Source organism: Streptomyces sp. NPDC001410, assembly GCF_042895235.1.
Taxonomy (GTDB): domain Bacteria; phylum Actinomycetota; class Actinomycetes; order Streptomycetales; family Streptomycetaceae; genus Streptomyces.
The window spans coordinates 378736-398275 of record NZ_JBIAWE010000001.1; the positions used below are offsets into that span (position 1 = coordinate 378736).

Consider the following 19540-nt stretch of genomic DNA (forward strand, 5'->3'; position numbering starts at 1 on the left):
GTCAGCCCAGGTTCGGAGCGAGGGCGTCGGTGATCTTCCGGCCGGCCCGGCGTGCCTCGGCCGCCGGGTCGGCCCCGCCGAGCACCTTGGTCATGTAGCCCTTGATCGGGTTGTCGGCCTCGACCGCGGCCCACTGCGGGCTGTTGGGGGTCGCCCGGCCGTGTGCGGCGCCCGCCGCCATGGCGGCGACCCCCTCCTCACCCGCGACCGCGCCCGCCAGAGTGGTCTTGTTGGGCACGTAGTTCATGGTGCGGGCGAGTTCGGTGTCCCACTTGGCGCCGGTGAGCGCCCCGACGACGGCGGTCGCGGCGAACTGGTCGTCGGTGTTGCGCGGGACGACGAGGTCGGAGCCGCCGGTGAAGACCGTGCCGGGCCGGGCGGCGGTCCTGCCGGGCACCGGGAAGAAGCCGAGCTTGTCCTTGAGCCCGGGGTTCTGCTGCACGATCGACTGGGCGAGCCCCGGTACGGCGATGATCTGCGCGACCTTGCCGCCCGCGAACACCCCTGCCTGGGGCGGGTGTTCCTCGTCCGCGTCCATGGGTCCCGCGCCGAGCGCCTGGAGCCGCCGGTAGAAGTCCATGCCGCGCAGGGCTGCCGGGGTGTCCAGGGTGCCGCGCCACTCGTAGTCCTTCTGCTCGGCCAGCTCGCCGCCCTCGTCCCAGATGAACCCGGAGAGGGTGTACCAGTCCTGTCCGGCCAGGTAAATCCCCTGGTTGCCACCCGAGTTGAGCTTCTGGGTGGCGGTGAGCCACTCGTTGCGGGTCTTCGGCGGGGCGGTGATGCCGGCCTGTTCGAAGAGGTCCTTGCGGTAGATGACGACCCGGTTGGCCGCGTACCAGGGCACGCCGTACTGCTTGTTGCCGTCCTTGCCGGGTTCGGCGAGGCCGGGCAGCCAGTGCTCCTTGCCCCAGTCGCGCATCGACTCCAGCGTCAGGTCGGCGAGGCGGCCGTCGTCGACGTACAGCGGGACCTGGGTGTTGCCCACCTCGATGACGTCGGGGCCGTCCTTCGCGTCGCTCCTGAGGGCCTTCTGGACCTTCTCGACGATGCCGGTCCACTCCTGGATGCGGATGTCGAGCCGCAGGTCCTTGTGGGTGCGCTCGAAGTCCTCGGTGAAGCGCCGCAGGAACTCCTTCGAGGCACTGTCCTTCATCAGCCACACGGTGACGGTGTGCCGGTCCTGGCCGCCCGGGAGGAGGGCGCAGCCGCTGACGAGGGAGCCGGTGACACAGAGGAGGGCGAGCAGACGACGACGTCTCACGAGGGGTCCTGTTCTGTCTGACGGACAGGGGAAGGGGCCCGACGTGGGGGGACGAGCCGGGGCTCGCACGGGTGTCTGGATTTTGGTATGGACCAATGCGGCGGTCAAGGGCTACCGAGGGTACGGCCGCGACGCCTCGCGCTCCGCCCCCGCATACGGCACCGTGGAGTGACGCGTGACACACCCGTCACGGCGGCACAGCTAGGAGCACCACATGACCAACCACACCTACCGGGTCTCGGAGATCGTCGGCACCTCCCCCGACGGCGTCGACAAGGCCATCCGCAACGGCATCGCCCGGGCGGCCCAGACCGTGCGCAACCTGGACTGGTTCGAGGTGACGCAGGTCAGGGGGCAGATCGAGGACGGGCAGATCGCGCACTGGCAGGTCGGTCTGAAGGTGGGCTTCCGCATCGAGGACGGGGAGTAGCCCCCCCCAGGACCAGCACAGGTCCGGCCCTCAGGTCCGGCCCTCACGCTCCTGGGCGTCCTCCAGCGCGGCGGACTTCGCGGCCCAGCGGGCCCGTACGACGGCGAACCCGGCGCGCTCGGCGTCGTCGCACACCAGCTCGTCGTCATCGACGAGGAACCGTATCTGGCGGTCGCGGGCGAGCCGGCGCAGGATCTCCAGCTTGGTGAACCGGGCGGGCCTGCGGTCGGCGTTGCTCCGCATGTGCAGGCGCCCCTCGGGCAGCGCCTGGTCGGCGAGCCAGTCGAGCGTGTCGCGCCGGCATTGCTCGGGCCGCCCCGTGAGGTACACGATCTCGCACTCGCGAGCCTGCTCCAGGACGAGCGTCACGCCCTCGGCGAGCGGTGGATCCTGGGGCGCGGCCGCGAAGAACCCGGCCCAGTTCCGCGGCCGGGCCTGAAGGAAGTGCTGCCGATGGGCGGTGTCGGCAAGGGTGTTGTCCAGGTCGAACACGGCAACCGGGCGCGCACTGCTGTCTGTCACGGGGCCACCCTAGTGCGGTGACCGCACAGGGTGGGCCCTCGCGTCACCTTCGCCAGAACAGGTGGTGCGTCACGCCGCTCGGGCTGGGCACGACCTCCAGGTGGAACCGGTCGAGCAGCTCATGGGGTGACTCCCAGAGCCGTAGTCCGGACCCGAGCGTCACGGGCGAGACCGCCACATGCATGGTGTCGACGAGGTCGGCTTCAAGGAACTCCCTGATGGTGGTGACCCCGCCACCGAGGCGAACGTCCTTGCCCTGTGCCGCCTCCCGCGCCCGTTCGAGGACCGTGGCCGGGTCGCCGTCGACGAAGTGGAAGGTGGTGTCGGAGAGCGTGAACGAAGGCCGCTTGTGATGGGTCATGACGAACACCGGCGTGCGGAACGGGGGCTCGTCGCCCCACCAGCCGCGCCACTCGTGATCGTGCCAGGGCCCGCGCTGGGGCCCGAACTTGTTGCGGCCCATGATCTCGGCGCCGATGTTGCGTGCGAAGTCTCGCGTGAAGTAGTCGTCGAGGCCCCGGGTCCCCCCGGGATCGGTGCGCATGGGCCAGCTCGCGGTGGCGCCGGCCCAGGCGAACAGCCTCTCGGCACCGTCGAGGCCGAACGGCCGCTCGAGACTCTGGTGCTCACCGGCACCGATTCCGTCACTCGAGACGTTGAAGTTCATGACTCTCAGCAGTTGATCCATGTGTTTCCTCGTCAGGTCCGGTCGCGTCATCGTGTGGCGAGGCGCCCCACACCATCACGTCGAACGGGACAGGGGCGGATCGACGGCGGCGCGTAACTTTTTTCGACCAGCCACCCCTGCGTCAACTCCCCAGGAGCGCGGGCCTCATGCTTCTCCCATGCCTTCTGTTCCCACCCTCGTCGTCTGCCGGGGCTGCTGCTGCGGCAACCCGGCCAAGCACCCCGGTACCGATCACGACGGCCAGCTGGACCGTTTGCGGGCCGCCGCGGCCGAGGGCGGCTTCGCGGTGCGCACGACCGACTGCCTGGGGCCGTGCGACCAGGCGAACGTCGTGGTCGTACGCCCCTCGGCCGAGGGGCGGCGGGCGGGCGGCAGGCCGGTGTGGATCGGGTTCGCCCTGGACGACGACTGCACGGCCGAGGTCGCCGAGTGGGCGCGGACGGGCGGGCCCGGGCTGGCCGAGCCGCCGCTCGCCCTTGAGCTGCAGATGATCGAGGCCCCACGAGGCGCACGGACACGGTCGGGCCGGTGACCGGCGCGGCCGGCCGCGGGCGAGCCGGCCTGCTGCGCCCCGAGGGCCGGGCCGGACTACCGTATGAGGGGGCGTCCTGCTCGCGAGGAGCGAGAAGGGAGCCGCGTGTGAGTGGTCGGACGGCCGGCGCGACGGCGACGCCGGACGCGCTGCGACGGGCACGGGACGCCGTGGCCCGGGAGGCGTGGGCCGACGCGTACCGGCTGTTGCACGGCTTGGACCCTGCTGATCTCACCCCCGACGACTGGGCCGCGCTCGCCGACGCCGCCTGGTGGACGAGCCGGGTCGAGGAGTCCGTCGCCCAGCGGATGCGGGCCTACGCCGGGTACGTGGCGGCCGGTGCCGACCGGCAGGCCGGATTCATGGCGTGGCTGCTCTTCTACGAGCACCACCTGGCGGGCCGTACGGCCATGGCCACCGGCTGGCTGCGCCGGGCCCGGCGGCATCTGCGCGCCGAGCCCGAGTGCGCCGAGCAGTGCTTCCTCGTCTGGATGGACACGGAGCAGGCGCAGGAGCGCGGCGCGTTCGACGAGGCGATGGCCTCGGCCCGGCGCATGGCGGCGATCGCGCGCCGCTGCGGCAGCGCCGACCTGTACGCCATGAGCGTCCAGGCGCAGGCGGGCGTCCTGGTGGCCCGGGGCCGGGTCGCCGCCGGGCTCGACCTTCTCGACGAGGCGATGTGCTCGGCCGTGGCGGGCGAGCTGAGCGCCTTCTTCACCGGCTGGATCTACTGTCTGGGCCTGCAGCAGTGCATGGCCTGCGCCGACCTCGAACGCGCCGCGGAGTGGACCGAGGCGGCCATCCGGTGGTGCGCCTCGATGCCGGCGGAGAACAACTTCCGGGGGCTGTGCCGGGTGCACCGGGTACAGGTGCTGGAGCTGCGCGGCCGCTGGCCCCTGGCGCTGACCGAGGCCGTCCGGACCTGCGAGGAACTGCTGCCCTACGAGCGGCGGTTGGCGGCCGAGGCCTGCTACCTGACCGGAGAGATCCGGCGCCGGCGCGGCGAGACGGCCGCGGCCGAGGAGGCCTACGAGCGCGCGCACGAGCTGGGCCGCGACCCGCAGCCGGGCCTCGCACTGCTGCGGCTGGCGCAGGGCAGGGCCGAGGCCTCGGCCGCGGGACTGCGGCTGGCCGTCGCCGGGGACGGGACGGGCCGGGTCGAGCGGTGCCGGCTGCTCGCCGCCCAGGTGGAGGTCTGCCTCGCGCTCGGCCGGCTCGACGAGGCCCGGGCGGCGGCCGAGGAGCTGGACGCCCTGGCCCTGGAGTGGCAGCTGCGGTGCGGCTCGGCGGCGACCCTGCTGCACGCGAGCGCCGCGGCTGCCGGCGCAGCGGTGGCCTTCGCGGAGCGCGACCTCGACCGCGCGCTGCCCCTGCTGCACCGGGCACTGGCCGTCTGGCTGGGGCTGGGGGTGCCGTACGAGGCGGCCCAGGTGCGGATGCTCCTGGCCGCCGCCGACCGGAGTGCCGGGGACGACGAGGGCGCCCGGATGGAGCTGCGGGCGGCCCGGCAGGCCTTCGAGGAGCTGGGCGCCGCACCGGATGCCCGCCGGGCGGCAGCCCTCCTCGCCGGCCTGCGCGAGGAGCCGCCGGGCGGGCTCACCGAGCGCGAGATCCAGGTGCTGCGGCTGGTCGCGGCGGGCCGTACGAACCGGGCCATCGCCGCGGAACTGGTGATCAGCGAGCACACCGTCGCCCGGCACCTCAACAACATCTTCGCCAAGCTCGACGTGTCCTCGCGGGCCGCGGCGACGGCGTACGCCTGCACGCACGGCCTCGCGTGATGGGCCGTCCCGCCCGTGCCCCCACCTGCGCGAATGGGCCGTTCCGGCGACGAGCGCCACCCGCCCGGGCAGGTAGACCGGCGACACACCGACCGGTCCTCGCGGGCCGCAGCGACGGCGTACGCCTGCACGCACCGCCACGCGTGATGGGCCGTCCCGCCCATGCCCCCACCTGCGCGAATGGGCCGTTCCGGCGACGAGCGCCACCCGCCCGGGCAGGTAGACCGGCGATACACCGACCGTCCTCGCGGGCCGCAGCGACGGCGTACGCCTGCACGCACCGCCACGCGTGATGGGCCGTCCCGCCCATGCCCCCACCTGCGCGGATGGGCCGTTTGGGCGATGAGCGCCACCCGCCCGGGCGGGTAGACCGGCGGTACACCGACGCGGAAGGCGGGTGGCGGCCATGACCACGTCCCCACCGGCCCTGGACGGCCGGCTCCTCGGGCGGCTGCGCGGAGCCGTGCGCGGCGGGATCGTCGAGCCGGGCGACCCGGGCTACGACGAGGCCCGCAGGGTCTACAACGCGATGCACGACAAGCGGCCGGCGATCGTCGTCCGGGCCGTCGACGCGGGCGACGTGATCGCCACGGTGGACTTCGCCCGCGACCAGGGCCTGCCGCTCGCGGTGCGCGGCGGCGGACACAGCGTGCCCGGCTACGGGACCTGCGACGACGGCGTGGTCCTCGACCTCGGCCGGCTGCGCGGGGTCCGGGTCGACCCGCGATCGCGCACCGCCCGGGTCGGGGGCGGCTGTACCTGGGCGGACGTCGACCACGCCACGCACGCCTTCGGCCTGGCCACCACCGGCGGAGTCGTCTCCACGACCGGTGTCGGCGGCCTGACGACCGGCGGAGGCATGGGCCATCTGGCCCGCCGCTGCGGCCTGGCCTGCGACAACCTGGTCTCCGTAGACCTGGTGACGGCCGACGGGTCCTTCCTGACCTGCACGCAGGAGCGCCACCCGGAGCTGCTGTGGGCGGTGCGCGGGGGCGGCGGGAACTTCGGGGTCGTCACGTCCTTCGTGTTCCGGCTGCACCCCGTGGCCGACGTCCTCGGCGGCCCGACGTTCTACCCGCTCGACGCCGATGTGCTGCGCCGCTACCGGGAGCTGATCGCCGAGTCCGACGAGCGGCTCGGCGCGCTGTTCGTCCTCGGGCTGGGACCGCCGGTGCCGTTCCTGCCCGAGCGCCGGCACGGGCGGCCGCTGTGCGGAGTGGTCCTGTGCTGGACCGGGCCGCAGGAGGAGGACGACCGGGTCCGCGCCCGGCTGGCCGGGCTGGGTCCGGTGGTCGGCCAGTACGTGGGGCGCATCCCGTATCCGCTGGTCAACACGTTCTTCGACGAGCTGCTGCCCGCCGGTCTTTTCCACTACTGGAAGGGCACCTTCAGCCGTGGCCTGCCGGACGGGGCGATCGACGCGTACGTCGAGTACGCCGCCACGACCCCCTCCGTCCAGAGCGCGACGGTGATCTTCCCGGTCGACGGCGCCTGCCACCGGGTCGGGCCGCAGGACACCGCGTTCGCCTACCGGGACGCCTGCTTCTCGACCGCGCTCAGCCCGACCCTGACCACCCGGGCGGGCTGTGAGGCCCAGAAGGAGTGGGCGCGCGCCTTCCACCGGGCGCTGGAGCCGTACTCGGCCGGGGGCGGCTACGTGAACTTCATGGACGGCGACGACCAGGACCGCGTACGCGACAACTACCGCGGCAACCACGCCCGTCTGGTGGAGCTGAAGCGGCGCTACGACCCGGGCAACCTGTTCCGGCTGAACCACAACATCGCGCCGTGAGGAATCCTGCGGGCTCCAGGGTGTTGAACCTCGTATGAGTTCCGTGACCGCCGCGACCCGCTTCTCCGTCCTCGACCGTTCCCGCACCCGTGCGGGCCGGCCGCCCGGCGAGGCGCTGCGGGACACGGTCGCGCTGGCGCGGGAGGCGGAGGCGCTCGGCTATCACCGGTTCTGGGTGTCCGAGCACCACGGCGTGCCCGGGGTCGCCGGGTCGGCGCCGACCGTGCTCGCCGCCGCCGTGGCCGCGGCGACCCGCACGATCCGGGTGGGCACCGGCGGGGTCATGCTGCCCAACCACCAACCTCTGGTGGTGGCCGAGCAGTTCGGCGTGCTGGAGTCGCTCTTCCCGGGCCGGATCGACATGGGGCTCGGCCGTTCCGTGGGCTTCACCGGCGGAGTGCGCAAGGCCCTCGGGCGGGACAAGGACGACGCCGAGGACTTCGGGGCGCAACTCGGCGAACTGCTCGGCTGGTTCGAGGGCACCTCGCCGACCGGGGTGCACGCCCGCCCGGCGGAGGGCCTGCGGGTGCCGCCGTTCGTGCTGGCCATGGGCGAGGGCGCGCAAATCGCGGCCCGCGCCGGCCTGCCGATGGTCATCGGTGACCTGCGGGGCCGCGAGAAGATGCTGCGCGGCATCGACGAGTACCGCGCCCGGTTCCGCCCCTCCTCGTGGGCGTCCGAGCCGTATGTGGTGATCTCCGGCACGATCGCGGTCGCCGGCACCGCTCAGGCCGCGCGGCGGCTGCTGGTCCCGGAGGCCTGGGCCATGGCGCACGCGCGGACCCACGGCAGCTTCCCGCCCCTGGCCCCGGCCGAGGAGATCGAGGCCCGCGCGATGACCGCGAAGGAGCGGGACTTCTACGAGTCCGGTCTCGCCGGTCACCTCGCCGACACCGAGGACCAGGTCGCGCACGAGCTGGAGACGGTGCTGAAGGAGACGGGCGCGGACGAGGTCCTGGTCACGACCAGCTCGTACGACCGTACGGCGCTGCTGGACTCCTACCGGCGCCTCGCCGCCCTCTTCGCACCCCGCGACTGAGCGGCTCAGCCCTGCATGTCGGCCGGTCTGTCCGCGCGCATCACGATGGAGCCGTCCGCCGCGTCCACCACCGCGCGGTCGCCCGGTACGAGTTGCCCGGACAGCAGCATGTCGGCGAGGCGGTCGTCCACCTCGCGCTGGATGGTGCGGCGCAGCGGGCGGGCACCGAAGTCGGGCTGGTAGCCGATGTTCGAGAGGAGTTCGGCGGCCGCGTCGGTGACCTCCATGGTGACGTCCTGGGCGTGCAGCCGGCGCCGGGTGTGCTCCAGCAGCAGGTCGACGATCTGGCGCAGCTGGGTGCGGTCCAGGCCGCGGAAGACGATGATCTCGTCGATGCGGTTGAGGAACTCGGGCCGGAAGTGCTGCTGGAGGGCGGGCATGACGGCGTCGCGGACCTTGGTGTAGTCCTCGGTGCCGGCGGCCAGGATGCGGTCGGCGCCGATGTTCGACGTCATGATGACCACGGTGTTCTTGAAGTCGACCGTGCGGCCCTGGGAGTCGGTGAGCCGGCCGTCGTCCAGGAGCTGCAGCAGGGTGTTGAAGACGTCCGGGTGGGCCTTCTCCACCTCGTCCAGCAGCAGCACGGTGTACGGCTGTCTGCGCACCGCCTCGGTGAGCTGGCCGGCCTCCTCGTGGCCGACGTATCCGGGAGGCGCCCCGACCAGGCGGGAGACGGTGTGCCGCTCCTGGAACTCGCTCATGTCGAGGCGGATCATGCGGCTCTCGTCGCCGAAGAGGGCGGCGGCGAGGGCGCGGGCCAGCTCGGTCTTGCCGACGCCGGTCGGGCCGAGGAACAGGAAGCTGCCGATGGGCCGGTCGGGATCGCTCATGCCGGCGCGGGCGCGGCGTACCGCGCGGGCCACGGCGGTGATCGCCTCGTCCTGGCCGACGACCCGCTCGTGCAGGTGCTCCTCCAGCTTCAGCAGCCGTTCCCGCTCCTCCTCGGTGAGCTGGGAGACGGGAATGCCGGTGGTGCGGGAGACGACCTGGGCGATGTCCTCGGCGGTGACCTTGGGGACGTGCTCCTCCGCCTTGCCCGCGGCGGCCAGCTCGGCCTCGGCCTCCTTGATCCGGTCGCGCAGGTCCTTGGCGCGCTCGTACTCCTCGTCGGCGACGGCCTGGTCCTTCTCCCGGTTCAGGGCGGCGATGCGGTCCTCGACCTCCCGGGTGTCGGCCAGGGGGGTTTTGGCGCGCAGCCGGACCCGGGCGGCGGCCTGGTCCATCAGGTCGATGGCCTTGTCGGGCAGGAAGCGGGAGGTGATGTACCGGTCGGACAGCTCGGCCGCTGCGACGACCGCCTCGTCGGTGATGCGGACCTGGTGGTGGGCCTCGTACCGGTCGCGCAGGCCGCGCAGGATCTCGATGGTGTCGTCCACACTGGGCTCGCCGACCAGGATGGGCGCGAAGCGGCGCTCCAGGGCGGCGTCCTTCTCGATGTGCCTGCGGTACTCGTCCACGGTCGTCGCGCCGATCAGGTGCAACTCGCCGCGGGCCAGGGCGGGTTTGAGCATGTTGCCCGCGTCCATGGCGCCCTCGCCGCCGCCTCCGGCACCGACGACGGTGTGCAGCTCGTCAAGGAACAGCACCAGTTCGTCGGCGTGCTCGCGGACCTCCTCCAGCAGTTTCTTCAGCCGCTCCTCGAACTCGCCCCGGTACTTGGTGCCGGCCACCATCCCGGCCAGGTCCAGCGAGACCAGCCGCTTGCCTTCGAGGGTCTTCGGCACGTCCCCGGCGACGATGCGCTGGGCGATGCCCTCGACCACGGCCGTCTTGCCGACGCCGGGGTCGCCGATCAGGACGGGGTTGTTCTTGCTGCGCCGGGAGAGGACCTCGATGGTCTGCTCGACCTCCTCCTCGCGTCCGATCACCGGGTCGAGGCGGCCCTGGCGGGCGTCCTCGGTGAGGTCGCGGCCGTACTCGTCCACGGTCGGCGTGGTGCTGGGCTTCTTCCGCTCGGCGCTGCCCTCGGTGGGCAGCCTGGCCGGCTCCCAGCCGCCCTCGCCGAGCGTCTGCCCGGCCGCCGACTCCGGGTTCGCGGCGAGTGCGCGCAGGATGTGACCGGGGCCGATGTAGGAGTCGCCCTCGGCGCGCGAGATCTGGTAGGCGTCGAGCAGGGCGCGCTTGGCGGCCGGGGTGAGGGTGTTCGGCTCGGTCTTCTCGCCGCCGTTCGCGCCGGTGCCGAGCCGCTCCCGGATGCGGTCGGGGTCGGCGCCGGCCTCGGTGAGCAGGCGCCGGGTGGACTCGTTGTGAGTGGCGGCGGCCAGCAGGTGCCGGGCGTCGAGTTCCTCGCTGCCCTCGATCGCGGCGATGTCCCTGGCCTCGGCCACCAGGTCCCGGGCCCGTTCGGACAGCAGGCTGCCGATGTCGACGCGCTGCGGCCGGCGGGCGGACGCGGCCGGGCCGCCGCTGCCGAAGAACCGGGACATCAGCTCGTCGAACTCCTCGAACGGGCTGCGTCCGAATCCGAAACCGGGAGTGCTCATGAGGGGCAGGCCTTTCTGCGGCGGCAGGCGTCCGTCCCCCAAACTCGCACATAAGGGACACGCGTGCACTTGCGCCTCCCCGGCGGGCTCACGCGCCGCGCTCTCGCTCCGCGCGCCCCCGCCCGCCGAGATGCGAGCCGTGTCACGGCCGGAGACCCTGGAACGCGGAGCGTCTATCCCTCAGGAGGGATGCCATGTCCATGCTGGACAAGATCAAGAGCATGCTCAAGGGCCACGAGGACGTGGCGAACAAGGGCATCGACAAGGCCGGCGACTACGTCGACGAGAAGACCCAGGACAAGTACAAGTCGCAGGTCGACACCGCCCAGCAGAGGCTGAAGGACGAGCTCGGAAGCCAGGAGCGGGACACCCCTCCGCATCCGTAGCCGGGACCCGGCGGGCTAGAATCGCGGGGTTTGTCCCCGCCCCGACAGGCCCGTACGGAGTGTCCCCCCGATGCACAGCCCTCATGATCCGTACGACCCCTACGTCCGTGTCCGCGGTGCCCGCGAGCACAACCTCAAGGGTGTCGACGTGGACATCCCGCGGGACGTACTGGCCGTGTTCACCGGCGTGTCCGGCTCGGGGAAGTCGTCCCTGGCGTTCGGCACCGTGTACGCCGAGGCGCAGCGACGCTACTTCGAGTCGGTCGCGCCGTACGCGCGCCGGCTGATCCACCAGGTCGGGGCGCCCAAGGTCGGCGAGATCACCGGGCTGCCGCCGGCGGTCTCCCTCCAGCAGCGACGCTCGGCCCCCACCTCCCGCTCCTCCGTGGGCACGGTCACCAACCTCTCGAACTCCCTGCGCATGCTGTACTCGCGCGCCGGTGACTATCCGCCCGGCGCCGAGCGGCTCGACTCGGACGCGTTCTCCCCGAACACGGCGGCCGGTGCCTGCCCGGAGTGCCACGGCTTGGGCCAAGTGCACCGCACCACCGAGGAGTTGCTGGTGCCCGACCCCTCGCTGTCGATCCGCGAGGGCGCGATCGCCGCGTGGCCCGGGGCCTGGCAGGGCAAGAACCTGCGCGACATCCTCGACACGCTCGGGTACGACGTGGACCGGCCCTGGCGCGAACTCCCCGCCGAGCAGCGGGACTGGATCCTCTTCACGGACGAGCAGCCGGTCGTCACCGTCCACCCGGTGCGGGACGCCGACCGGATCCAACGGCCGTACCAGGGCACGTACATGAGCGCCCGCCGGTACGTCATGAAGACGTTCTCCGACACCAAGTCCCCGACCCTGCGGGCGAAGGCGGAGCGCTTCCTGACCAGTGCGCCCTGCCCGGTGTGCGGGGCAGCAGGCTGCGGCCCGAGGCGCTGGCGGTGACCTTCGGCGGCCGGACCATCGCCGAGCTGGCCGCGCTGCCCCTGACCGACCTGGCCGGGCTGCTCGACGGCGGCACCGAGACGGCCCGGGTCCTCACCGACGACCTGAAGTCCCGGATCGCGCCGGTGGTCGAACTGGGCCTCGGCTATCTCAGCCTGGACCGGGCCACCCCCACCCTGTCCGCGGGCGAGCTGCAACGGCTGCGGCTGGCCACCCAGTTGCGCTCCGGACTGTTCGGCGTGGTGTACGTGCTGGACGAGCCGTCGGCCGGACTGCACCCGGCGGACACCGAGGCGCTGCTCGCGGTGCTGGACCGGCTCAAGACGGCCGGGAACTCGGTGTTCGTGGTCGAACACCACCTGGCGGTGGTGCGCGGCGCGGACTGGCTGGTGGACGTGGGTCCCGGCGCGGGCGAGCACGGCGGACAGGTGCTGTACAGCGGCCCGGTGGCCGAGCTGGCCTCGGTCGAGGAGTCGGCCACGGCCCGCTACCTCTTCGACGAGGCCCCGGGTCCGGCGCGTGAGGTCCGCGAGCCGCGCGGCTGGCTGAAGGTGGGTCCCGTGACCCGGCACAACCTGCGCGGGGTGACGGCCGAGTTCCCGCTGAGCGCGTTCACCGCCGTCACCGGTGTGTCCGGCTCCGGGAAGTCCACGCTCATCGGCGAACTGACTCAGGACCTGGCCGGGGTCGGCCGTCTGGTCCGGGTGGACCAGCGGCCGATCGGGCGCACTCCGCGCTCCAACCTGGCCACCTACACCGGCCTGTTCGACGTCGTACGGAAGGTGTTCGCCGCCACCGACGCGGCGCGGGAGCGCGGCTACGGCGTCGGGCGGTTCTCCTTCAACGTGGCCGGCGGGCGCTGCGAGACCTGCCAGGGCGAGGGGTTCGTCAGCGTCGAGCTGCTGTTCCTGCCGAGCACGTACGCGCCCTGCCCGGACTGCGCGGGCGCCCGCTACAACCCCGAGACCCTGCGGGTGGCCTACCGGGGACGGAACATCGCCGAGGTCCTGGACCTCACCGTCGAGGACGCGGCCGGGTTCTTCGCTGACACCCCGGGGGCTGCCCGCAGCCTGGGCACGCTGCTCGACGTGGGCCTCGGCTATCTGCGTCTGGGCCAGCCCGCCACCGAGCTGTCCGGCGGGGAGGCCCAGCGGATCAAGCTGGCGAGCGAGCTGCAGCGCGGCCGCCGTGCCCACACCCTCTACCTGCTGGACGAGCCGACGACCGGTCTGCACCCGGCCGATGTCGAGGTGCTGATGGACCGGCTGCACGGGCTGGTCGACGCCGGGCACACGGTGGTCGTGGTCGAGCACGACATGACCGTGGTCGCCGAGGCGGACTGGGTGATCGACCTCGGGCCGGGCGGCGGCGACCGGGGCGGGCGCATCGTGGCGGCCGGGCCGCCGCAGCGGGTGGCGCGGGCGGCGGGCAGCGCCACGGCGCCCTATCTGGCCCGGGTCATGCCCTGACTCGGGGCGGCCTTCGGCTCCAGCAGGACCACATGGGTCCAGGCGGCCTCGGAGGGGACCGGCTGGGCGGCGTGGGCGAGGGAACGGCGGTCGGGCTGGGCGCCGGGCGGTATCACGGGCCGGATGTCGACCTCGGCCACCAGGCCCCGCGCGCGGGCGACCCGCCACAGGGAGGCGAGCAGGGTGTCCTCGCCGACGAACGCGGCCGCGGTGCTCGCGGCCCCTCCCCCGTCCTGGCGGTAGCGCAGCCGGACCGGCTGCACGGCCACGCCCGCGTCCAGCGCGGCCTGGAAGACGGCCCGGTGGAAGCGGCCGTGCGCCCGCCCGCACCAGGTGCTGCCCTCGGGAAAGGCGACCACGGCCGCGCCCTCCCGCATGACGTGCGCGATCCGGGCGACCGTGTCGGGCAGCGCGCGCAGCCGGTCGCGCTCGATGAACACCGCCCCGCCGCGCGCGACCAGGGCCCCCGCCACGGGCCAGTCACGGATCTCGGTCTTGGCGAGCATCCGGGCGGGGCGTACGGCGGCCAGCAGCGGGATGTCCAGCCACGAGACGTGGTTGGCGACCAGCAGCAGACCACCGTCCGGTGCGGCGGTGCCGGTGAAGCGGACCCGGACCCCGATGGCCCGCACGATCGACCGGCACCACCGCCTGACCCACTCGGCGGGGATCCTCCCGCCGAGCGGGGACAGCACGATCCCGGCCAGCACCAAGGCGGTGACCGCGGTGAGCCGCAGCACGGCCCGGGGTACGGCCGCTGCGGGTGCGGCCGGCTCCACGCAGGCGCCCGGGGTGCAGGGCGCGCTGGGCAGCCAGACGCTCATCAGGCCGGCACGAGGGAGAGGAAGTGCTTCAGATAGCGCGGGTTGACCCGGCGCATCGACAGCAGCACGTACAGGTCGGCGACCCCGAAGTCCGGGTCGTGCGCGGGCTCCCCGCACACCCAGGCGCCGAGGCGGACGTAGCCGCGCAGCAGGGCGGGCAGTTCCACGCGGTCGGCCGGAGCCTCGGCGTTCGGGGTCCACGGCAGCAGGGGCCGTACCCGGAACTCCTCGGGCGCCAGGTGCCCCGCGCGCACCCGCTCCCAGGTGGCCGTGGCCAGCGCGCCGCCGTCTGCGAGCGGCACGGAGCAGCAGCCCGCCAGCCACTCGTGGCCCCGGTCGACCATGTACCGGGCTATCCCTGCCCAGATCAGGCCGATGACCGTGCCGTGCCGGTGGTCGGGGTGCACGCAGGAGCGGCCGACCTCGACCAGGCCGGGCCGGATCCCGTCGAGCGGGGCGAGGTCGAACTCGCCCTCCGAGTAGAGCCGGCCGGCGACCGCCGCGCGCTCCGGCGGCAGCAGCCGGTAGGTGCCGACGACCTGCCCGGTCACGGTGTCGCGCACGAGCAGGTGGTCGCAGTAAGCGTCGAACGGGTCGACGTCGAGGCCCGGCTGTGAGGTGGTCAGCAGGGCGCCCATCTCTCCGGCGAAGACGTCGTGCCGCAGCCGCTGCGCGGCACGGACGTCGGCCTCGTCACGGGCGAGGGTGACGGTGTAGCGGGTGGGTGCCGCGGGCTGCGGAGGACGGTCGAGCGTGGTGACGCCGGTCATGGCTCTCTCCATGGTCACGGGCCGGGGTCGGCGGGAGCGGCAAAGCGGCGGTCCGCTCTGCCGGTCCTGTTCTTCCGACGCCGGTTGGCGTCCGCGTGACGGGTGGCCGGAGAGTGGGTGTGGGCTTGTTGAACGGCGTGGGTGAGGGTGCCGGCGGAAAACCAGACGGGGCCGGAAGGAGCACCTCTCCCGACCCCGCCCGTCCGCCTGCTGGTCGGCGAACGTCTTCTGCTGCGGCTAGCGCCCCGCCACCTTCCGGGTGGCCCGCAGCCATTCCTTGTTCATGCTCGTGATGGACACCAGCGGAATCCCCTTGGGGCAGGCGGTCGCACACTCACCGGTCAGCGTGCAGCCCCCGAACCCCTCCGCGTCCATCTGCGCCACCATGTCCAGCACCCGCGTCTCCCGCTCGGGCGCCCCCTGCGGCAGCACGTTGAGGTGGTTGACCTTTGCGGAGGTGAACAGCATCGCCGCACCGTTCGGGCAGGCCGCCACGCACGCGCCGCAGCCGATGCACTCGGCGTGCTCGAACGCGAAGTCGGCGTCCGCCTTGGGTACGGGGGTGGCATGGGCCTCGGGCGCGGAGCCGGTGGGGGCGGTGACGTACCCGCCGGCCTGGATGATCCGGTCGAACGCCGACCGGTCCACGACCAGGTCCTTGATCACCGGGAAGGCCGAGGCGCGCCAGGGCTCGATGTCGATCGTGTCGCCGTCCTTGAAGGACCGCATGTGCAGCTGGCAGGTGGTGGTGCGCTCGGGGCCGTGCGCGTCGCCGTTGATGACGAGCGAGCAGGCGCCGCAGATGCCCTCGCGGCAGTCGTGGTCGAAGGCGACCGGGTCCTCGCCCTTGAGGATGAGTTCCTCGTTGAGGGTGTCGAGCATCTCCAGGAAGGACATGTCGGAGGAGATGCCGTCCACCTCGTACGTGGACATGGTGCCTTCGGCGTCGGCGTTCTTCTGCCGCCAGACGCGCAGGGTGAGCTTCATGCGTAGCTCCGCTGGGTGGGGTGGACGTACTCGAAGACCAGGTCTTCCTTGTGCAGGGTGGGCGCCTCGCCGGTGCCGGTGAACTCCCAGGCGGCCGCGTAGGAGAACTCCTCGTCCCTGCGCGCGGCCTCGCCGTCGGGTGTCTGCGACTCCTCGCGGAAGTGGCCGCCGCAGGACTCGCCGCGGTGCAGCGCGTCGAGGCACATCAGCTCGGCCAGCTCCAGGTAGTCGACGATGCGGTTGGCCTTCTCCAGCGACTGGTTGAACTCCTCGCCGGTGCCGGGCACCTTGATGCGCCGCCAGAACTCCTCGCGGATCTGCGGGATCCGCTCCAGGGCCTTGCGCAGGCCGGCGTCCGTGCGGGCCATGCCGCAGAACTCCCACATGAGTTCGCCGACCTCGCGGTGGAAGGAGTCGGGGGTGCGGTCGCCGTCGACGGACAGGAGCAGGTCGATCCGGTCCTCGGTCTCGGCCAACACCTCCTGGACGACGGGGTGTTCGGCCGTCACCGGCTCCTGGTGCGGGTTGCGGGCGAGGTAGTCGTTGATCGTCGACGGGAGGACGAAGTAGCCGTCGGCCAGGCCCTGCATCAGGGCGGAGGCGCCGAGGCGGTTCGCGCCGTGGTCGGAGAAGTTGGCCTCGCCGATCGCGAACAGGCCCGGGACGGTCGTCTGCAGGTCGTAGTCGACCCACAGGCCGCCCATCGTGTAGTGCACGGCGGGGTAGATCCGCATCGGCACCTCGTACGGATCCTCATCGGTGATCCGCTGGTACATGTCGAAGAGGTTGCCGTACTTCGCCTCGACCGCCGTGCGGCCCATCCGCTTGATCGCGTCCGCGAAGTCGAGGTAGACGCCCTGGCCGCCGGGGCCGACTCCCCTGCCCTCGTCGCAGACGTTCTTCGCGGCTCGGGAGGCGATGTCGCGCGGGACCAGGTTGCCGAAGGAGGGGTAGATGCGCTCCAGGTAGTAGTCGCGCTCGTCCTCGGGGATCCGGTTCGCCGGCCGGTCGTCGCCCTCGGCCTTGGGCACCCAGATCCGGCCGTCGTTGCGCAGCGACTCGCTCATCAGGGTGAGCTTGGACTGGTGGTCGCCGGTGCGCGGGATGCAGGTGGGGTGGATCTGCGTGAAGCAGGGGTTGGCGAAGTAGGCGCCGCGCCGGTGCGCCCGCCAGACGGCGGTCGCGTTGGAGTTCATGGCATTCGTGGACAGGTAGAAGACGTTGCCGTAGCCGCCGCTCGCGAGGACGACGGCGTCGGCGAAGTACGTGTCGATCTTCCCGGTGACGAGGTCCCGCGCCACGATGCCGCGCGCCCGCCCGTCCACGACGATCAGGTCCAGCATCTCGGTGCGCGGGTGCATCTCCACGTTCCCCGCGGCGATCTGCCGGGACAGCGCCTGGTAGGCGCCCAGCAGCAGCTGCTGACCCGTCTGGCCGCGGGCGTAGAAGGTACGGGACACCTGGACGCCGCCGAAGGAGCGGGTGTCGAGCAGGCCGCCGTACTCGCGGGCGAAGGGCACGCCCTGCGCCACGCACTGGTCGATGATCTCCACGGAGATCTGGGCGAGCCGGTGCACGTTGGACTCGCGGGCCCGGAAGTCGCCGCCCTTGACGGTGTCGTAGAACAGCCGGTGGATCGAGTCGCCGTCGTTGCGGTAGTTCTTCGCCGCGTTGATACCGCCCTGCGCGGCGATCGAGTGGGCGCGGCGCGGCGAGTCCTGGTAGCAGAACTGGACGACGTGGTAGCCCTGTTCGGCGAGCGTGGCGCCCGCGGAGCCGCCGGCCAGGCCGGTGCCGACCACGATGACGGTGTGCTTGCGGCGGTTGGCGGGGTTGACCAGCTTGGCCTCGAAGCGGCGCTTGTCCCAGCGCTCGTGGATCGGGCCGGAGGGGGACTTGCCGTCGGCCACGGGCTCACCGGTGGCGTATTCGGTGTAGGTCATGTCAGCTCACCACTCCGGTCATGACGCCCACGGGTACGGCGACGAAGCCGGCCGTGAGCAGCAGCGCGAGGACGTCGGCGACGGTCTTCAGGGCGCGGTCGCGGGCGCGACTGCCGACGCCGAGGGTCTGGGCGGCGCTCCAGAAGCCGTGCCGGATGTGCAGGCCGAGCGCGAGCATCGCGACGATGTAGATGACGTTGCCGTACCAGGTGGAGAAGGTGTCCACCACGTTCTGGTACGGGTGGCCCTCCTGGAAGCCGCCGGAGTGCACGGTGCCGGTGGTGAGGTCCAGGAGGTGCCAGACGATGAACAGGCCGAGGATGATCCCGCCCCAGCGCATGGTGCGCGTGGCGTAACTCGCCCGCGGCTTCCTGTGCACGTACTTGCTGGGCCGTGCCCTGATGTCACGGCGGCTGAGCTGGTAGGCGGACGTGGCGTGGGCGACCACTGCGACGACGAGGACGATCCGGATGAGCCAGAGAGTCCAGGAGTAGTGCATGAAGGGTTCGCCGACGGTGCGCAGCCAGTGGCCGTAGTGGTTGAACTCGCCCGCCCCGAAGTAGATCTTCAGGTTCCCGATCATGTGCGCGACCAGGTACAGCAGCATGATCACACCACTGACGGCCATCACCGTCTTCTTCCCGACGGTGCTGTCCCACACGGTGCGTGCCATGGACGGCCGTCGGTCCGTCCGCGTTGCCAGAGCCATGGAACAGCACGCTAGAGGCGAGGGAACCGATCGGTCCAAGACATGGTCCAGCTTGTTTCCATAGGCTGGGGCTATTCTGTAACCGTGCAGTTCCAGCAGCTTCAGTACTTCGTGGCCGTGGCCGAGACCCGGCACTTCACCCGGGCCGCCGAGCTGGTCCATGTCGCCCAGCCGTCCCTGTCGCAGCAGATCAAGGCCCTGGAGCGGGAGCTGGGCGCGGACCTGTTCCTGCGCGCCCGGGGCAACATCACGCTCACCGACGCGGGCGAGGCACTGCTGCCGCTGGCCCGGCGGATCCTCGCGGACGCGGACACGGCCCGGTACGAGGTGCAGGAACTGGTGCAGCTGCGGCGGGGCAGGGTGCGCCTCGGCGCGACGCCGAGCCTGTGCACCGGCCTGCTGCCGGACGTCCTGCGCGCCTTCCACGACCGCTACCCCGGCATCCAGCTGCTGATCGAGGAGGGCGGCTCGCACGATCTCGTGCGGGAGCTCGCCCGCGGCGCCCTCGACCTCGCCCTGGTCGTCCTGCCGCTGCCGACGCCCGCGCCCGCGCTGACCACGGTGGAGCTGCTGCGGGAGGATCTGGTGGTGGTGTCCTCACCGGAGGTGAGGGCGCCGGGCGCCTCCGGTGCGGGCGGCCGGGTCGTGCGCATCGCGGACCTGGAGAGCGAGCGTCTGGTGATGTTCCGGCACGGCTACGACCTGCGCGAGCTGACCGTGGCCGCCTGCCGCGCCGAGGGCTTCGAGCCGGACTTCGCGGTCGAGGGCGGGGAGATGGACGCGGTGCTCGGCTTCGTAAGGGCGGGGCTGGGGGTGGCCGTCGTACCGCGCATGGTCGCGACGCGGTCGGGACGGGGACTGCGGGTGACTCCGCTCGCGCGGCCGGGCTTGCATCGGACGATCGCGCTGGCCCATCGCAGTGATGTGGCTCCGCCTCGGGCGGCGCGGGAGTTGCAGCGGATGCTGGTGGAGCGGTGACCTTGA

16 protein-coding genes and 1 pseudogene are annotated in these 19540 nt (G+C 72.4%); 8 read left to right on the forward strand and 9 right to left on the reverse strand.

Features of this window, described 5'->3' with window-relative positions; translation table 11 throughout:
• Nucleotide 1: 1 nt before the first annotated feature.
• The gene (locus ACFY3C_RS01720; protein WP_390769309.1) at nucleotides 2-1261 is read right to left on the reverse strand and encodes an extracellular solute-binding protein; all 1260 of its coding nucleotides are present in this window, start codon (nucleotides 1259-1261) and stop codon (nucleotides 2-4) included.
• Nucleotides 1262-1475: 214 nt separating this feature from the next.
• Here ACFY3C_RS01720 and ACFY3C_RS01725 point away from each other — a divergent pair, with 214 nt between their 5' ends.
• Nucleotides 1476-1691 carry a dodecin gene (locus ACFY3C_RS01725; RefSeq protein WP_097258557.1) on the forward strand — a complete coding sequence of 72 codons (216 nt, stop codon included), beginning with the start codon at nucleotides 1476-1478 and terminating at the stop codon, nucleotides 1689-1691.
• Nucleotides 1692-1721: 30 nt separating this feature from the next.
• Here the strand turns inward: ACFY3C_RS01725 and ACFY3C_RS01730 are convergent, their stop codons facing one another.
• Both ACFY3C_RS01730 and ACFY3C_RS01735 read right to left on the reverse strand, forming a co-directional pair.
• A complete protein-coding gene (locus ACFY3C_RS01730; protein ID WP_386576787.1) occupies nucleotides 1722-2213 on the reverse strand; it encodes a hypothetical protein in 492 nt (163 codons plus the stop codon).
• Nucleotides 2214-2256: 43 nt separating this feature from the next.
• Nucleotides 2257-2901, reverse strand: a complete 645-nt coding sequence (locus ACFY3C_RS01735) for a dihydrofolate reductase family protein (protein WP_386576788.1) — start codon at nucleotides 2899-2901, stop codon at nucleotides 2257-2259.
• Nucleotides 2902-3058: 157 nt separating this feature from the next.
• On the opposite strand from ACFY3C_RS01735, the gene ACFY3C_RS01740 reads away from it, so the two are divergent.
• The 4 genes from ACFY3C_RS01740 to ACFY3C_RS01755 all read left to right on the forward strand — a co-directional run bounded on the left by ACFY3C_RS01740 (nucleotide 3059) and on the right by ACFY3C_RS01755 (nucleotide 8045).
• Entirely contained in the window at nucleotides 3059-3433 is a 375-nt protein-coding gene (locus tag ACFY3C_RS01740; protein ID WP_390769310.1) for a (2Fe-2S) ferredoxin domain-containing protein, read from the forward strand.
• 107 nt (nucleotides 3434-3540) lie between these two features.
• On the forward strand, nucleotides 3541-5214 hold the full coding sequence (locus tag ACFY3C_RS01745; protein WP_390769311.1) for a LuxR C-terminal-related transcriptional regulator: 1674 nt from the start codon (nucleotides 3541-3543) through the stop codon (nucleotides 5212-5214).
• A 406-nt stretch (nucleotides 5215-5620) separates the two neighbouring features.
• Nucleotides 5621-7006, forward strand: a complete 1386-nt coding sequence (locus ACFY3C_RS01750; RefSeq protein WP_386576791.1) for an FAD-binding oxidoreductase — start codon at nucleotides 5621-5623, stop codon at nucleotides 7004-7006.
• A gap of 34 nt (nucleotides 7007-7040) precedes the next feature.
• Entirely contained in the window at nucleotides 7041-8045 is a 1005-nt protein-coding gene (locus ACFY3C_RS01755) for an LLM class flavin-dependent oxidoreductase (protein ID WP_390769312.1), read from the forward strand.
• 5 nt (nucleotides 8046-8050) lie between these two features.
• Here the strand turns inward: ACFY3C_RS01755 and ACFY3C_RS01760 are convergent, their stop codons facing one another.
• A complete protein-coding gene (locus ACFY3C_RS01760; protein ID WP_390769313.1) occupies nucleotides 8051-10528 on the reverse strand; it encodes an ATP-dependent Clp protease ATP-binding subunit in 2478 nt (825 codons plus the stop codon).
• Nucleotides 10529-10722: 194 nt separating this feature from the next.
• On the opposite strand from ACFY3C_RS01760, the gene ACFY3C_RS01765 reads away from it, so the two are divergent.
• Both ACFY3C_RS01765 and ACFY3C_RS01770 read left to right on the forward strand, forming a co-directional pair.
• The gene (locus tag ACFY3C_RS01765) at nucleotides 10723-10914 is read left to right on the forward strand and encodes an antitoxin (protein ID WP_390769314.1); all 192 of its coding nucleotides are present in this window, start codon (nucleotides 10723-10725) and stop codon (nucleotides 10912-10914) included.
• 70 nt (nucleotides 10915-10984) lie between these two features.
• Nucleotides 10985-13323: pseudogene (locus ACFY3C_RS01770) on the forward strand (ATP-binding cassette domain-containing protein).
• Here ACFY3C_RS01770 and ACFY3C_RS01775 read toward each other — a convergent pair.
• The 5 genes from ACFY3C_RS01775 to ACFY3C_RS01795 form a co-directional block, all read right to left on the reverse strand.
• A complete protein-coding gene (locus ACFY3C_RS01775) occupies nucleotides 13299-14147 on the reverse strand; it encodes a lysophospholipid acyltransferase family protein (RefSeq protein WP_390769315.1) in 849 nt (282 codons plus the stop codon). The pseudogene ACFY3C_RS01770 and the gene ACFY3C_RS01775 overlap by 25 nt on opposite strands.
• Complete coding sequence (locus ACFY3C_RS01780) at nucleotides 14147-14917, reverse strand: GNAT family N-acetyltransferase (protein ID WP_390769316.1); 771 nt, start codon at nucleotides 14915-14917, stop codon at nucleotides 14147-14149. Before ACFY3C_RS01780 ends, ACFY3C_RS01775 begins: the two co-directional genes overlap by 1 nt.
• Nucleotides 14918-15154: 237 nt before the next feature.
• A complete protein-coding gene (locus ACFY3C_RS01785; protein WP_386576797.1) occupies nucleotides 15155-15904 on the reverse strand; it encodes a succinate dehydrogenase/fumarate reductase iron-sulfur subunit in 750 nt (249 codons plus the stop codon).
• Nucleotides 15901-17847, reverse strand: a complete 1947-nt coding sequence (locus ACFY3C_RS01790) for a fumarate reductase/succinate dehydrogenase flavoprotein subunit (RefSeq protein WP_390769317.1) — start codon at nucleotides 17845-17847, stop codon at nucleotides 15901-15903. Before ACFY3C_RS01790 ends, ACFY3C_RS01785 begins: the two co-directional genes overlap by 4 nt.
• Before the next feature lies 1 nt (nucleotide 17848).
• Nucleotides 17849-18520: a succinate dehydrogenase gene (locus ACFY3C_RS01795; protein ID WP_386576950.1), complete on the reverse strand. Its 672-nt coding sequence runs from the start codon at nucleotides 18518-18520 to the stop codon at nucleotides 17849-17851.
• 120 nt (nucleotides 18521-18640) lie between these two features.
• On the opposite strand from ACFY3C_RS01795, the gene ACFY3C_RS01800 reads away from it, so the two are divergent.
• The gene (locus ACFY3C_RS01800; RefSeq protein WP_386576799.1) at nucleotides 18641-19534 is read left to right on the forward strand and encodes a LysR family transcriptional regulator; all 894 of its coding nucleotides are present in this window, start codon (nucleotides 18641-18643) and stop codon (nucleotides 19532-19534) included.
• Nucleotides 19535-19540: the final 6 nt, after the last annotated feature.